Here is a 14,287-nt window from a genome sequence, read left to right as displayed (position 1 = left end):
TTACTGAAAATCAGCGACTTGACCAACTTTTTATAGTTAAGTTTTCATAAGCATTTCTTAATATAAGTTATTGATTTACAGCCGATTAAATATTAATTTAACGCAGTATTGCTATAATGAACTGGAAGATTTCACCGTCACTACCTCTTTCCGTAATCTTGATTTGCAGGAAGCTTTGGGGCGGGTCTTTGGATTTTATCCGATGAAGGCTACGATAGAGGATAGCTTGATATTCGTGGAATGTACCCAAAAGGAACCTACCAAATTGATGGGACGGGTGATTGATGAACGTCATCGACCAGTGGAGTTTGCCAATGTGGCTTTACTCAATCCTAGGGATTCTTCCTTTCTCACAGGTGGTGTGACCAATGCCAGCGGCAATTTCGTGATACCTTGTGGCATGAAGAAGGTTCTCGCCAAAGTAAGTTGTGTGGGTTATTACACCTTATATAATATATATAATGTGGGAAAAGTCGGAAATGTGGTATTGAAGGAGAGTACCATGCATATCAATGGTGTTACGGTGAAGGCGAAATTGCCTTCTTTCAAGATGGGACGTGAAGGAATGCTCATAGACATACAGCATTCTGATTTGTCAAAAGTAGGAGATGCCGTTGATGTACTCCGACAATTACCTCGCATCAATGTAAGTAGTACCGATGTCATCAGCGTTTATGGCAAGGGTACACCTATTATATATATCAACAATAAGCAGGTGAGAGATTCCAGGGAATTGCAGCGCCTGAAGTCTGATGCCATCAAGAATGTGGAAATCATTACTTCGCCTGGTGCAAGATATGATGCCACGGTTAGCTCTGTCATACGTATCCGAACCGTCAAGAAGCAGGGCGAAGGGGTGAGTGGATCCTTGAATTCCATGGTATGGTATAATGGATATCTGGGAGGGTCAGAACAGCTTAGTCTCAATTATCAGAGTGAAAAGCTCAACTTGTTTGGGTCTCTTTGGGGATATACAAGAGGGCATAAGGAGGCTACTTCGCTAATTCAGCATATTGAAGGAACGAAGAATGTTACCGTAAACCAGTATGGTCCCTTATCCTATCGCAATACAATGGGAGAAGTAAACTTTGGTTTCAATTATGACCTCAATGATGAAAACTCTATCGGTGCTTCTTATGATTTAGAATGCGAACCCTATGCGAAAGGGCATGTTGATGGACAGCAGGAAATATTCAATGAGGGACAACCTGTGGATATCATCAAACAGAAAGCATTGGTCGATGATATAGGTGGTCCTACCCATGAGTTGAATGCTTACTATGTGGGAAAGGTCAATAAACTGGGAATAGACTTTAATGGAACCTATCTCTGGCAAAAAACTGGGCGGGATATGTTGGAAACAGAAGAGGCTACCGTATTGGAAAATCGGGAAATCCATACTGCGAGTCGCCGCCATAATCAGTTGCTTGCAGGCAAACTGGTTCTTTCTTATCCCATAGCCAAGGGGCAGTTGGAGTTAGGAAGCGAAGTGAGCCATACCCACAGTAGCGGAGATTATAGCAATGCGGAAGGCATTGTGGCGGATGCTTCTACCGATATGAAGGAAGATAATTTGGCGGGATTTCTTGCCTTTTCATATCCTTTAGGCTCGTTTTCAATGGATGCAGGATTGAGATACGAGTATGTGTCTGCCAAGTATTATTCTTTCGGTAAGTATGAAGAAGAGCCTAGCAGGAATTATAGCAATTGGTTTCCCAACCTGACCCTGTCATGGAATAAGGAACCATGGGCGGCATCTCTGGCGTATACCTGCAAGACAAAGCGTCCTTCTTATAGTTCCTTGCGCAATGAGGTGCAGTATGATAATCGCTATATGTATGAAGGTGGCGATCCTTATCTTCGTCCTACCATTGCTCATGATGTTTCATTGGATGTGATGTGCAACTGGATTTCGTTTGGTGTGGAGTATCTTTATGAGGACAATCCCATCATCTGGTATGTTACCCTTTATAATCATCAGGATATAGCCTTCTTGAGAAATGTGAACTTTTCCAGCAAGCAGACGATGACAGCGTATGTCATAGCTGCTCCCAAGTTCGATTGGTATCAGCCTACATGGCAAGTCTTCTTTCAGAAGCCTTTTTTTGATGCGGAAAAATATGGTGCCCCTCGTGGTTTGTCGAAGCCTGCCTTGGGTATTACATGGAACAACCAGTTTAAGTTGAGCTCCACTTGGACTTCATGGGTGACCCTTCATGCCAATACGACATCCTATAATGCCTTCCGCCGGTATCGCTCTGGTTATTATGCCTCCATGCGAATGGTTAAGACATTTTTGGATGAAGCTTTGACTGTTAATTTCTATGCAGACGATATCTTCAGAAGTCAGAAAGACCAATGGACCATGTATGGTGACCATGCAACCTTGACGAAGGATAGTTATAATAGTGCCCGTGAAATTGGTGTCAGGGTGGTCTATAAATTCAATTCCGGTCATAGAAAGTATAAGGGCTCAGGTGCTGGTAATGCAGAGAAGAGCCGCTTCTGACAGATCGGTTCTTCAGATAAAAAAGAATTTATATTTCAAAAGTCCTTTCATACTAAGCTTGTGTCTTTGAAGCGTTTTAGTGTGAAAGGACTTTTAACACAAAATAATTGGCAGATTATTCGTTTTTTCCAGATATTATGTGTAAATTTGCATCATAAATTAAAGTTTAACCCTATTAACTTGATAAAATTATGGAAGAAAATAAGAATAAGGAACAGCAGAATCAGTTCCAGATGGGTATCAGCCCAGAAGTAGCAGAAGGTACATATTCAAACTTGGCATTGATTACCCATTCTAGCTCAGATTTCATTTTGGATTTTGCTTGTGCACTCCCAGGAATGCCGGCACCTCAGATCAAGAGCCGTGTCATCATGGCACCAGAGCACGCTAAGCGTTTGCTTCAGGCCTTGCAGAGTAATGTATATAATTATGAGCAGACTTTCGGTAAGATTAAGATGGCTGAAGAGCAGCAGGATCGTACTATCGCTCCATTCGGCACACCAAAAGGTGAGGCTTAATCCATAAAACATACATACTAAGACTAAATTTCCTGCTAAATTCCACTTTTTCTTTATAAGTTTTGTTTTTAATAGTTATATAAAGTTAAAATTTAGAATCCTTTTTCAAAAGTTACCTATAATATTAGGTAGTTTGCAGAAAAAATCGTAACTTTGCACCCCGAAAAACCCCATAATGTGGTGGCTTATACGGAAATAAGACAATAATAAAAAACAAAATAATAAATTAAAAAGTAAAATTATGCCTACTATTTCACAGTTAGTAAGAAAAGGCAGAAGAGTTTTGGTAGACAAGAGCAAGTCTCCAGCTTTGGATTCATGTCCTCAGCGTCGTGGTGTTTGCGTTCGTGTTTACACAACAACTCCAAAGAAGCCTAATTCGGCAATGCGTAAGGTTGCCCGTGTACGTTTGACAAACTCTAAGGAGGTTAACTCTTACATTCCAGGAGAGGGACACAACTTGCAGGAGCACTCAATCGTATTGGTTCGTGGTGGTCGTGTAAAGGACCTTCCTGGTGTTCGTTATCACATCGTTCGTGGTACTCTTGATACCGCAGGTGTTGCAAACCGCACACAGCGTCGTTCTAAGTACGGTGCTAAGCGTCCAAAGGCTAAGAAGTAATTCTAAATCCGGACAAAATTAAAAGAAATCCGAAAACTCACGGTCGGAGAAGGTCGAGAGTTTAGGTAAAAAGATTATTTTATTAAACGTTTTGCTGGAGAAGTAACAGGTTGAGTAAATACTCGGGTGCGAGTGTTGAAGAACGATATACAGCCCCATGCAGAATTTAAATTTTTTCGATTAAAAATGAGAAAAGCAAAACCAAAGAAGAGAGTGATCCTCCCAGATCCAGTCTTCAACGACCAGAAGGTCTCTAAATTCGTAAATCATTTGATGTATGATGGTAAGAAGAATACATCTTATGAGATTTTCTACAATGCACTCGATACCGTAAAGGCTAAGATGGCTAACGAGGAGAAGTCTGCACTTGAAATTTGGAAGCAGGCTCTCGATAATATTACTCCACAGGTTGAGGTTAAGAGCCGCCGTATTGGTGGTGCTACCTTCCAGGTTCCTACAGAAATTCGTCCTGACCGTAAGGAAAGTATCTCTATGAAGAACCTTATCAGCTTCGCTCGCAAGCGTGGTGGTAAGACTATGGCAGACAAGCTTGCTGCTGAGATTATGGATGCTTATAACAATCAGGGTGGCGCTTTCAAGCGTAAGGAGGATATGCATCGTATGGCTGAGGCTAACCGTGCATTTGCTCACTTCAGATTCTAATTTAACATATAAAATAGGTTTAAAAGAAAATGGCAAATCGCGATTTACATTTGACACGTAACATCGGTATCATGGCGCACATCGATGCCGGAAAGACAACAACATCTGAGCGTATCTTGTTCTATACAGGTAAGACTCATAAGATTGGTGAGGTACACGATGGTGCTGCTACAATGGACTGGATGGTCCAGGAGCAGGAGCGTGGTATTACTATCACTTCTGCAGCTACAACTTGTAACTGGAACTATCTCGGTAAGTCTTATAAGATTAACTTGATCGATACTCCGGGACACGTTGACTTCACTGCTGAGGTTGAGCGTTCACTCCGTGTACTCGATGGTGCTGTTGCTACATATTCTGCAGCTGACGGTGTACAGCCACAGTCAGAGACAGTATGGCGCCAGGCTGACAAGTACAATGTACCTCGTATCGGTTATGTAAACAAGATGGACCGTTCAGGTGCTAACTTCTTTGAGACAGTTCAGCAGATGAAGGATATCTTGGGTGCTAATCCTATTGCTATTCAGATTCCTATTGGTGCAGAGGAGAACTTCAAGGGTGTAGTTGACCTGATCAAGATGAAGGCTATTCTCTGGCACGATGAGACTATGGGTGCTGAGTATGACGTAGAGGAAATTCCTGCTGATTTGGCTGACGAGGCAGCAGAGTGGCGTGATAAGCTTCTTGAGGGTGCTGCTAACTTCGATGACGAGGTTATGGAGCTCTATCTCGATGGTCAGGATATTCCAGAGGAGAAACTCCTTGCGGCTATCCGTAAGGGTTGCTGCGCTATGGAATGCTGCCCAATGTTGCTCGGTTCTTCATACAAGAACAAGGGTGTTCAGCCATTGCTCGACTATGTATGTGCATTCTTGCCATCACCAATGGATACTCCAAATATCATCGGTACTAACCCTGATACAGAAGAGGAAGAGGATCGTAAGCCATCTGAGGATGAGCCAACATCTGCTCTCGCATTTAAGATTGCTACTGACCCATTCATGGGCCGCTTGGTATTCTTCCGCGTTTACTCAGGTAAGGTTGTTGCTGGTTCTTATGTTTACAACCCACGTTCTGGCAAGCGCGAGCGTATCAGCCGTCTGTTCCAGATGAACTCTAAGCAGGAAATTCCAATGGAGTCAATCGACGCAGGTGATATCGGTGCAGGTGTAGGTTTCAAGGATATCCGTACTGGTGATACACTCTGTGATGAGGATCACCCAATTGTATTGGAGTCTATGACATTCCCTGATACTGTAATCTCTATCGCAGTTGAGCCTAAGAGCCAGGCTGACATCGCTAAGTTGGATAACGGTCTCGCTAAGTTGGCTGAGGAGGATCCAACCTTTACAGTACGTACTGATGAGCAGAGCGGTCAGACAATCATCTCTGGTATGGGTGAGCTCCACTTGGATATCATCATCGACCGTTTGAAGCGTGAGTTCAAGGTTGAGTGTAACCAGGGTAAACCTCAGGTTAACTACAAGGAGGCTATCACTAAGACAGCTCAGAGCCGTGAGACTTACAAGAAGCAGTCTGGTGGTCGTGGTAAGTTCGCTTGTATCGATGTAACCATCGGTCCTAAGGACGAGGATTACAAGGAGGGCGACTTGCAGTTCATCAACGAGGTTAAGGGTGGTAACGTTCCTAAGGAATTCATCCCATCAGTACAGAAGGGCTTCGCTGACTGTTTGTCAAATGGTGTACTCGGTGGCTTCCCAATGACAGGTTTGAAGGTAACTTTGACCGATGGTAGCTTCCACCCAGTTGACTCTGACCAGTTGTCATTCGAGTTGGTAGCACATCAGGCATTCAAGGTACTTTGCCCTAAGGCTGGTCCTGTTTTGATGGAGCCTATCATGAAGGTAGAGGTTGTTACTCCAGAAGAGAACATGGGTGATGTAATCGGTGACTTGAACAAGCGCCGTGGTCTCGTTCAGGGTATGGAAGAAGGTCGTAGCGGTGCTCGCATCGTAAAGGCAATGGTTCCATTGGCTGAGATGTTCGGTTATGTAACAGCTTTGCGTACTATCACTTCTGGTCGTGCAACAAGTTCTATGGAGTACGATCATCATGCACCTCTTTCTTCAACAATTGCTAAGGCTGTGTTGGAGGAGGTTAAGGGTCACGCAGAACTTCTTTAATAACAAAGAAATAACGGTAAGATGAGGCGCTGCTTAGCGAATGACTCTTAAGCAGCGTACCTCTTCTTCCTTTAGACTAAAATAATTCATATAATAATAACTTAATTTTAAAAATGAGTCAGAAAATCAGAATTAAGCTGAAGTCTTACGACCACCAGTTGGTTGACAAGTCAGCTGAGAAGATTGTGAAGGCTGTAAAGGCAACAGGCGCTATCGTTAGTGGTCCTATTCCATTGCCAACACACAAGCGTATTTTTACTGTAAACCGTAGTACTTTCGTTAACAAGAAGTCTCGCGAGCAGTTCCAGCTCTCAGATTTCAAGCGTCTCATTGACATCTACAGCTCAACAGCTAAGACAGTTGATGCCTTGATGAAGCTTGAATTGCCAAGTGGTGTAGAAGTAGAAATCAAAGTCTAATTATTAAAAATTAAATTGAAATGCCAGGATTAATTGGAAAGAAAATCGGAATGACATCCGTTTTCAGTGCCGACGGTAAGAACATTCCGTGCACTGTTATCGAAGTAGGTCCTTGTGTTGTAACCCAGGTTAAGACCGTAGAAAAGGATGGTTACAAGGCTTATCAGTTAGGTTTCGGCGAGGCTAAGGAGAAGCGTACTTCTCAGCCTATGATGGGAATCTTCAAGAAGGCAGGCACAACACCTAAGAAGCACTTGGCCGAGTTCAAGTTTGATGAGGAGTACAACCTCGGTGACACCATTACAGTTGAAATCTTCAACGGCTGCAAGTTCGTTGACGTAATTGGTACATCAAAGGGTAAAGGCTTCCAGGGCGTTGTTAAGCGTCACGGATTCGGTGGTGTAGGTCAGTCTACTCATGGTCAGGATGACCGCGCCCGTAAGCCGGGATCTATTGGTGCATGTTCTTACCCTGCTAAGGTATTCAAGGGTATGCGCATGGGCGGCCAAATGGGAGGTGATAGAGTAACAACTCAGAACCTTCAGGTGTTAAAGGTAATTCCAGAGCAGAATCTCCTTATCGTTAAGGGTTCTTTCGCTGGATGCAAAGGTTCAACTGTTTTAATTGAGAAATAATGGAAGTTAGCGTATTAGATATCAAAGGTCAGGAGACCGGCCGCAAGGTAGCTCTTAATGATGCAGTCTTCGGCATTGAGCCTAACGATCACGTTCTCTACCTCGACGTAAAGCAGTATCTCGCTAACCAGCGTCAGGGTACAGCTAAGTCTAAGGAGAGAAGCGAGATGAGCGGTTCTACTCGTAAGCTTGGTCGTCAGAAGGGCGGCGGCGGTGCTCGCCGTGGTGATATTAACTCACCTGTACTCGTAGGTGGTGCTCGCGTATTTGGTCCTAAACCACGTGATTACCGCTTCAAGCTCAACAAAAAAGTAAAGATTCTTGCTCGTAAGTCTGCTTTGTCTTACAAGGCACAGGAGAGCGCAATCGTAATGTTGGAAGATTTCACATTCGAGGCTCCAAAGACTAAAGAATTCTTAAGTGTTCTTAAGAATCTTAAAATTGAGGGCAAAAAAGTACTCTTTGTTTTGCCAGAATCAAATAAAAACGTATATTTGTCTGCACGTAACTTACAGCGCGCTGAGGTTATCCTCGCATCTAACGTCAATTCGTACAAAATTTTGAACGCAGATGTTGTAGTGATTACAGAAAAGTCGCTTGAGACTATCGACCAGATCTTAACAAAGTAAAAAGGAGATATTAGAATATGGCATTTATTATCAAACCATTGGTTACTGAGAAGATGACCAAGATTACAGACAAGCAGCCTAACCGCTATGGCTTCGTTGTTCGTCCTGAGGCTAATAAGCTCGAGATTAAGAAGGAAGTTGAGAGTCTGTATAATGTTACAGTAGTTGACGTGAACACTATTCGCTACGCTGGCAAGCGCTCTGCTCGTTACACAAAGGCAGGTCTTGTTAAGGGTCAGAAGAATGCGTTCAAGAAGGCAATCGTTACTCTTAAGGAGGGCGATACAATTGATTTTTACAGCAATATTTAAAATAAAAAATGGCAGTACGTAAATTAAAACCGGTTACTCCGGGTCAAAGACACAAGGTTATTGGCACGTTCGAGGATATTACTGCATCCGTGCCAGAGAAGTCTCTCGTTTACGGTAAGCGTTCTACCGGCGGTCGAAACAACACCGGTAAGATGACCGTTCGCTACATTGGCGGTGGTCATAAGCAGAAGTATCGTTTAATCGACTTCAAACGTGAGAAAGATGGTGTTCCAGCAGTTGTTAAGACAATCGAGTACGATCCAAACCGTTCGGCTCGTATCGCTTTGCTTTACTACGCTGATGGTGAAAAACGTTACATTATTGCTCCTAACGGACTTCAGGTAGGCGCTACTTTGATGTCAGGTGCAGAGGCTGCTCCTGAAATCGGTAACTGTCTTCCATTGGCAAACATCCCTGTAGGTACAGTGATCCACAACATCGAGTTGCGTCCTGGTCAGGGTGCTTTGTTGGTTCGTTCGGCTGGTAATTTTGCTCAGTTGACTTCTCGTGAGGGCAGTTATTGTGTAATTAAGCTCCCTTCTGGTGAAACTCGCCAGATTTTGAGTGCTTGTAAGGCTACAGTTGGTAGTGTTGGTAACTCTGACCATGCTCTTGAGCAGTCTGGTAAGGCTGGTCGTTCACGCTGGTTGGGTCGTCGTCCACACAACCGTGGTGTTGTTATGAACCCTGTTGATCACCCAATGGGTGGTGGTGAAGGTCGCCAGAGTGGTGGTCATCCACGTTCACGTAAGGGCTTGTACGCTAAGGGTCTTAAGACTCGCGCACCTAAGAAGCTTTCTAACAAGTATATTATCGAAAGAGCTAACAAAAAATAAAGAGTAAATTATGAGTCGTTCACTTAAAAAGGGTCCATACATCAACGTTTCTCTCGAGAAGAAGATTCTCGCTATGAACGAGAGTGGCAAGAAGAATGTTGTTAAGACATGGGCTAGAGCTTCAATGATATCTCCTGATTTCGTAGGACATACTGTTGCAGTTCATAACGGTAATAAATTTATCCCTGTTTATGTTACAGAGAATATGGTTGGCCACAAGCTTGGAGAGTTCGCTCCAACACGTCGCTTTGGCGGTCACTCTGGTAACAGAAAGTAAGCTAAGGGTTAAACCATTTAAAAATTTAAGTAAATAATGGGAGCAAGAAAACATATTGCGGCTGAGAAATTGAAAGAAGCCCGTAAAAACTTGTACTTCGCTAAGTTGGTAGGCGTTCCTTCTTCTCCACGTAAGATGCGCTACGTTGTAGACATGATTCGTGGTATGGAGGTAAACCGTGCACTCGGAGTACTTCGCTTCTCTAAGAAGCAGGCATCTGCTGACGTTGAGAAATTACTTCGTTCAGCTATCGCTAACTGGGAAGCAAAGAATAATCGCAAGGCTGAAGACGGTGAGCTTTATATCAGTAAGGTCTTCGTTGACGAAGGCGTTACAATGAAACGTATGAGACCTGCACCACAGGGTCGTGGTTATAGAATCCGTAAGCGTTCTAACCATGTAACTCTCTTTGTTGATGCAAAAACTAATGACGAAAAATAATTAAGTAGAATGGGACAGAAAGTTAATCCGATTAGTAACCGACTTGGTGTTATCCGTGGTTGGGATTCAAATTGGTTCGGTGGTAAGAACTTCGGTGACAACCTCGTAGAGGATCAGAAAATCCGTAAGTATCTTAACGAGCGCCTTGCTAAGGCAAGTGTTTCTCGTATCGTTATCGAACGTACATTGAAACTTGTTACCATTACTATTTGCACAGCCCGTCCAGGTATTGTCATTGGTAAAGGTGGTCAGGATGTAGATAAGTTGAAGGAAGAGTTGAAGAAGCTCTACAAGAAGGAGATTCAAATCAACATCTTCGAGGTTAAGAAGCCTGAGCTTGATGCTACCATCGTTGGTAAGAACATCGCGAGCCAGATTGAGCACATGATTGCTTATCGTCGCGCTATCAAGATGGCAGTTGCTAACACCATGCGTGCTGGTGCTGAGGGTATCAAGATTCAGATTACAGGTCGTCTGAACGGTGCTGAAATGGCACGTAAGGAGATGTACAAAGAGGGTCGTACTCCTCTTCACACTTTCCGTGCAGACATCGACTATTGCCAGTGCGAGGCTCTTACTAAGGTAGGTTTGCTTGGCATCAAGGTTTGGATTTGCCGTGGTGAGGTTTATGGTAAGGCTGATCTTACTCCAAATTTCGCTCAGGACAACAAGAGCAACAATAACAACCGTGGAAACGGTCGCTCTAACAACCGTGGTGGTAATCGTAAAAGAAACAATAACCGTTAAATTTTAGAAAGCTATCATGTTACAGCCAAAAAGAGTAAAATATAGAAGACCTCAAGATGGTCGTGGCAACAAAGGCAACGCTCACAGAGGTACACAATTGGCATTCGGTTCTTTCGGCATCAAGACTCTTGAGTCAAAGTGGATCGATAGCCGTCAGATTGAGGCAGCTCGTGTGGCATTGAACCGCTACATGAACCGTCAGGGTCAGGTCTGGATCCGAATTTTCCCTGATAAGCCAATCACTCGTAAGCCTGCAGATGTCCGAATGGGTAAAGGTAAGGGTGATCCAGCAGGATGGGTTGCACCTGTTACACCAGGTCGTATTCTCTTCGAAGTAGAGGGTGTAAGTTTCGATATCGCTAAAGAAGGCCTTCGCCTTTGTGCTCAGAAACTTCCAGTGAAGACTAAGTTTATTGTTAGACGTGATTACGATAAAAACGCTTAATTATGAAGATTGCAGAAATTAAAAATATCGAGACCAAGGAATTGGTTGAGAAGTTGGAGGCAGCTGTTGACGCTTTGAACAAGAAGAAGATCAACCACAATGTTACTCCACTTGAGAATCCATCAGAGATTAAGGTTGCTCGTCGTGATATCGCACGTATGAAAACTGAACTTCGTCAGAGAGAACTTAACAAATAATAATGGTCCAGATGGAAACAAGAAATTTAAGAAAAGTAAGACAGGGTGTTGTTATCAGCAACAAGATGGATAAAACCATTGTTATTGCAGCTAAGTTCAAGGAGATGCACCCTATTTATGGTAAGTTTGTCCAGAAGACAAAGAAGTACCATGCGCATGACGAGAACAATGAGGCTAACGTAGGTGATACAGTTATGATCATGGAAACTCGTCCTCTGTCTAAGACAAAGAGATGGAGATTAGTACAAATCGTAGAAAAAGCTAAGTAATTATGATACAGACTGAATCAAGACTTACAGTATGTGATAACAGCGGCGCTCGCGAGGCTCTCTGCATTCGAGTTCTCGGTGGTACAGGCCGTCGTTACGCAAGTGTTGGTGACGTAATTGTCGTTGCTGTCAAGAACGTTATGCCATCAAGTGATTTGAAGAAGGGTGCAGTATCAAAGGCTTTGATTGTTCGCACAAAGAAGGAGATTCGTCGTCCTGACGGTTCATATATCCGTTTCGACGATAACGCTTGTGTATTGCTCAACAATGCAGGTGAGCTTCGTGGTAGCCGTATCTTCGGTCCTGTTGCTCGTGAGCTTCGTGCAGTTAATATGAAAGTCGTTTCTTTGGCACCTGAGGTTCTTTAATATTAAAAAAGTAAAAAGTAATGAGTAAGTTACATATTAAGAAAGACGATACCGTTATCGTTATTGCCGGTGCTGATAAGGGCAAGACAGGTAAGGTGCTCAAGGTCCTCGTTGACGAGAACCGTGCCATCGTTGAGGGTGTGCACATGGTATCTAAGAGCACTAAGCCATCTGCTCAGAATCCTCAGGGAGGCATCGTAAAGCAGGAGGCTCCTATTCATATCTCAAATTTGAGTTTGATCGATCCTAAGAGTGGCAAGGCTACTCGCGTTGCTATCAAGCATGAGGGTAAAAACGTTGTTCGCATCGCTAAAAAGTCAGGGGAGGAAATCAAGTAATGGATACAGCACAGTTAAAGAAAGTATATAAGGAGACAATCGCACCAGCTCTTCAGAAGCAGTTCAACTATTCTTCTGCTATGGAGATTCCAGTATTGAAGAAGATTGTCATCAACCAGGGTCTCGGTGACGCTACTCAGGACAAGAAGCTTGTTGACGTAGCTATCAATGAGATTACTGCTATCACCGGTCAGAAGGCTGTTGCTACATATTCTAAGAAGGATATCGCAAACTTCAAGCTTCGTAAGAAGATGCCTATCGGTGTTATGGTAACATTGCGTCGTGAGCGTATGTACGAGTTCTTGGAGAAACTCGTTCGTGTTTCTCTTCCTCGTATCCGCGACTTCAAGGGTATTGAGAGCAAGTTTGATGGTCGTGGTAACTACACATTGGGTATCACAGAGCAGATCATCTTCCCAGAGATCAATATCGATGAGATTGATCGTATTCAGGGTATGAACATTACCTTCGTAACAACTGCTAAGACAGACGAGGAAGGTTTTGCTCTTTTGAAGGCTTTCGGTCTTCCATTCAAGAACGCAAATAAAGATTAAGAGATATGGCAAAAGAATCAATGAAAGCTCGCGAGATTAAGCGTGCAAAGCTTGTAGCTCGTTACGCTGAAAAGCGCGAAGCTCTGAAAAAGATTATTGCAACTTCTAATGATCCAGCCGAAGCATACGAGGCAGCTCGTAAGCTTCAGGCTATTCCAAAGAATGCAAACCCTATCCGTCTTCACAACCGTTGCAAGATCACTGGTCGTCCTAAGGGTTATATCCGCCAGTTTGGTCTTTCTCGTATCCAGTTCCGTGAGATGGCTTCTGCTGGTTTGATTCCTGGTGTAAAGAAGGCTAGCTGGTAATCTTTAAAGGCAAAGAATTTTTTTATTTAATATTGTCGGGGTAGTCCCGATTAATTAAACATTTATATTTTATGACAGATCCAATAGCAGATTATCTGACAAGACTCAGAAACGCAATCATGGCACATCACCGTGTTGTTGAAGTTCCTGCGTCTAACTTGAAGAAAGAGATTACAAAGATCCTCTTCGAGAAAGGTTACATCCTCAACTACAAGTTTGTAGAGGATGGTCCTCAGGGCTCAATCAAGGTTGCCTTGAAGTACAACCCAACTACAAAGCAAAACGCTATCAAGTGTTTGAAGCGCGTGTCTACTCCAGGTTTGCGTAAGTACACTGGTTACAAGGACATGCCTAGAGTTATTAACGGATTAGGTATCGCAATCTTATCTACATCCAAAGGTGTAATGACAGACAAAGAGGCTTCTGATCTTAAGATCGGTGGCGAGGTTCTTTGCTATATTTATTAATTGGAGGCTTTTATATGTCTAGAATAGGAAAATTGCCAATTAGTATCCCTGCAGGTGTTACTGTAAACTATGACAACGATTCACACGTTTGTACAGTAAAGGGCCCTAAGGGTGAACTTTCTCAGTGGATTGATCCATCTATCAAGTTTATCAATGCAGATGGTCATATTAGCTTTGAAATCGATGAAAATAGTCCTGTAAATGTTAAGCAGAAGCAGGCTTTCCACGGTTTGTATCGCTCTCTCGTCCACAACATGGTTGTTGGTGTTAGCGCTGGTTATACAAAGGTTTTGGAATTGGTAGGTGTTGGTTATCGTGTTTCTAACCAGGGCAACCTTATTGAGTTTGCTTTGGGTTACACTCACCCTATTTTCATCCAGTTGCCTAAGGAGATTAAGGTTGAGACTAAGTCTGAAAGAAACCAGAACCCAATCTTGACATTGGAGTCATGTGACAAGCAGTTGTTGGGACTCGTTTGTGCAAAAATTCGTTCTTTCCGCAAGCCTGAGCCTTATAAGGGTAAGGGTATTCTCTTTAAGGGTGAAGTTATTCGCAGAAAGTCTGGTAAGAGTGCTTCAGCTAAGTAATTT

The 14,287-nt window shown here is 43.2% G+C and carries 22 protein-coding genes; all 22 read left to right on the top strand.

What is annotated here, in order from left to right; translation table 11 throughout:
- Window positions 1-70 precede the first annotated feature (70 nt).
- The 22 genes from ACTQ53_RS11365 to rplF all read left to right on the top strand — a co-directional run bounded on the left by ACTQ53_RS11365 (window position 71) and on the right by rplF (window position 14,284).
- Window positions 71-2,509, top strand: a complete 2,439-nt coding sequence (locus ACTQ53_RS11365) for an outer membrane beta-barrel family protein (protein ID WP_441933072.1) — start codon at window positions 71-73, stop codon at window positions 2,507-2,509.
- 191 nt (window positions 2,510-2,700) lie between these two features.
- On the top strand, window positions 2,701-3,027 hold the full coding sequence (locus ACTQ53_RS11360; protein WP_153125293.1) for a DUF3467 domain-containing protein: 327 nt from the start codon (window positions 2,701-2,703) through the stop codon (window positions 3,025-3,027).
- 241 nt (window positions 3,028-3,268) lie between these two features.
- The gene (gene rpsL / locus ACTQ53_RS11355; RefSeq protein WP_006848839.1) at window positions 3,269-3,649 is read left to right on the top strand and encodes a 30S ribosomal protein S12; all 381 of its coding nucleotides are present in this window, start codon (window positions 3,269-3,271) and stop codon (window positions 3,647-3,649) included.
- Between the two features lie 186 nt (window positions 3,650-3,835).
- Window positions 3,836-4,312, top strand: coding sequence for a 30S ribosomal protein S7 (rpsG, locus tag ACTQ53_RS11350; protein ID WP_153125295.1), 477 nt, complete (start codon window positions 3,836-3,838; stop codon window positions 4,310-4,312).
- 29 nt (window positions 4,313-4,341) lie between these two features.
- Window positions 4,342-6,456 carry an elongation factor G gene (fusA, locus tag ACTQ53_RS11345; protein ID WP_294969745.1) on the top strand — a complete coding sequence of 705 codons (2,115 nt, stop codon included), beginning with the start codon at window positions 4,342-4,344 and terminating at the stop codon, window positions 6,454-6,456.
- A 113-nt stretch (window positions 6,457-6,569) separates the two neighbouring features.
- Window positions 6,570-6,875 carry a 30S ribosomal protein S10 gene (gene rpsJ, locus ACTQ53_RS11340; protein ID WP_006283658.1) on the top strand — a complete coding sequence of 102 codons (306 nt, stop codon included), beginning with the start codon at window positions 6,570-6,572 and terminating at the stop codon, window positions 6,873-6,875.
- 20 nt (window positions 6,876-6,895) lie between these two features.
- Window positions 6,896-7,510: a 50S ribosomal protein L3 gene (gene rplC, locus ACTQ53_RS11335; RefSeq protein WP_153125299.1), complete on the top strand. Its 615-nt coding sequence runs from the start codon at window positions 6,896-6,898 to the stop codon at window positions 7,508-7,510.
- Window positions 7,510-8,139 (top strand): 50S ribosomal protein L4, encoded by a 630-nt coding sequence (gene rplD, locus ACTQ53_RS11330; protein ID WP_153125301.1) that lies wholly within the window; start codon window positions 7,510-7,512, stop codon window positions 8,137-8,139. Before rplC ends, rplD begins: the two co-directional genes overlap by 1 nt.
- A 17-nt stretch (window positions 8,140-8,156) precedes the next feature.
- On the top strand, window positions 8,157-8,450 hold the full coding sequence (gene rplW / locus ACTQ53_RS11325; protein WP_006848834.1) for a 50S ribosomal protein L23: 294 nt from the start codon (window positions 8,157-8,159) through the stop codon (window positions 8,448-8,450).
- An 8-nt stretch (window positions 8,451-8,458) separates the two neighbouring features.
- Window positions 8,459-9,286 carry a 50S ribosomal protein L2 gene (gene rplB, locus ACTQ53_RS11320; RefSeq protein WP_089543925.1) on the top strand — a complete coding sequence of 276 codons (828 nt, stop codon included), beginning with the start codon at window positions 8,459-8,461 and terminating at the stop codon, window positions 9,284-9,286.
- 10 nt (window positions 9,287-9,296) lie between these two features.
- Window positions 9,297-9,563 carry a 30S ribosomal protein S19 gene (gene rpsS / locus ACTQ53_RS11315; RefSeq protein ID WP_006848832.1) on the top strand — a complete coding sequence of 89 codons (267 nt, stop codon included), beginning with the start codon at window positions 9,297-9,299 and terminating at the stop codon, window positions 9,561-9,563.
- A 36-nt stretch (window positions 9,564-9,599) separates the two neighbouring features.
- The gene (gene rplV / locus ACTQ53_RS11310) at window positions 9,600-10,004 is read left to right on the top strand and encodes a 50S ribosomal protein L22 (protein ID WP_006848831.1); all 405 of its coding nucleotides are present in this window, start codon (window positions 9,600-9,602) and stop codon (window positions 10,002-10,004) included.
- A gap of 9 nt (window positions 10,005-10,013) precedes the next feature.
- The gene (gene rpsC / locus ACTQ53_RS11305) at window positions 10,014-10,751 is read left to right on the top strand and encodes a 30S ribosomal protein S3 (RefSeq protein ID WP_153125305.1); all 738 of its coding nucleotides are present in this window, start codon (window positions 10,014-10,016) and stop codon (window positions 10,749-10,751) included.
- Between the two features lie 16 nt (window positions 10,752-10,767).
- Window positions 10,768-11,196: a 50S ribosomal protein L16 gene (gene rplP / locus ACTQ53_RS11300; protein ID WP_006848829.1), complete on the top strand. Its 429-nt coding sequence runs from the start codon at window positions 10,768-10,770 to the stop codon at window positions 11,194-11,196.
- Between the two features lie 2 nt (window positions 11,197-11,198).
- Window positions 11,199-11,393, top strand: coding sequence for a 50S ribosomal protein L29 (gene rpmC, locus ACTQ53_RS11295; protein ID WP_006848828.1), 195 nt, complete (start codon window positions 11,199-11,201; stop codon window positions 11,391-11,393).
- A 2-nt stretch (window positions 11,394-11,395) separates the two neighbouring features.
- A complete protein-coding gene (rpsQ, locus tag ACTQ53_RS11290) occupies window positions 11,396-11,662 on the top strand; it encodes a 30S ribosomal protein S17 (protein ID WP_006848827.1) in 267 nt (88 codons plus the stop codon).
- A gap of 2 nt (window positions 11,663-11,664) precedes the next feature.
- Window positions 11,665-12,030 carry a 50S ribosomal protein L14 gene (gene rplN, locus ACTQ53_RS11285; RefSeq protein ID WP_294969736.1) on the top strand — a complete coding sequence of 122 codons (366 nt, stop codon included), beginning with the start codon at window positions 11,665-11,667 and terminating at the stop codon, window positions 12,028-12,030.
- 20 nt (window positions 12,031-12,050) lie between these two features.
- Window positions 12,051-12,368 carry a 50S ribosomal protein L24 gene (rplX, locus tag ACTQ53_RS11280; RefSeq protein ID WP_089543922.1) on the top strand — a complete coding sequence of 106 codons (318 nt, stop codon included), beginning with the start codon at window positions 12,051-12,053 and terminating at the stop codon, window positions 12,366-12,368.
- On the top strand, window positions 12,368-12,922 hold the full coding sequence (gene rplE / locus ACTQ53_RS11275) for a 50S ribosomal protein L5 (RefSeq protein ID WP_288231472.1): 555 nt from the start codon (window positions 12,368-12,370) through the stop codon (window positions 12,920-12,922). The genes rplX and rplE overlap by 1 nt, the downstream gene beginning before the upstream one ends.
- Before the next feature lie 5 nt (window positions 12,923-12,927).
- Window positions 12,928-13,230 carry a 30S ribosomal protein S14 gene (gene rpsN / locus ACTQ53_RS11270; RefSeq protein WP_089543921.1) on the top strand — a complete coding sequence of 101 codons (303 nt, stop codon included), beginning with the start codon at window positions 12,928-12,930 and terminating at the stop codon, window positions 13,228-13,230.
- Between the two features lie 71 nt (window positions 13,231-13,301).
- Complete coding sequence (rpsH, locus tag ACTQ53_RS11265; RefSeq protein ID WP_006848822.1) at window positions 13,302-13,697, top strand: 30S ribosomal protein S8; 396 nt, start codon at window positions 13,302-13,304, stop codon at window positions 13,695-13,697.
- 14 nt (window positions 13,698-13,711) lie between these two features.
- Window positions 13,712-14,284 carry a 50S ribosomal protein L6 gene (rplF, locus tag ACTQ53_RS11260; RefSeq protein ID WP_153125309.1) on the top strand — a complete coding sequence of 191 codons (573 nt, stop codon included), beginning with the start codon at window positions 13,712-13,714 and terminating at the stop codon, window positions 14,282-14,284.
- Window positions 14,285-14,287: the final 3 nt, after the last annotated feature.

The organism is Prevotella sp. Sow4_E9_plate (assembly GCF_052116205.1).
Taxonomy (GTDB): Bacteria; Bacteroidota; Bacteroidia; order Bacteroidales; family Bacteroidaceae; genus Prevotella.
Note: the sequence above shows the minus strand (reverse complement) of the source record. Positions and strands in the feature narration are given on the sequence as shown.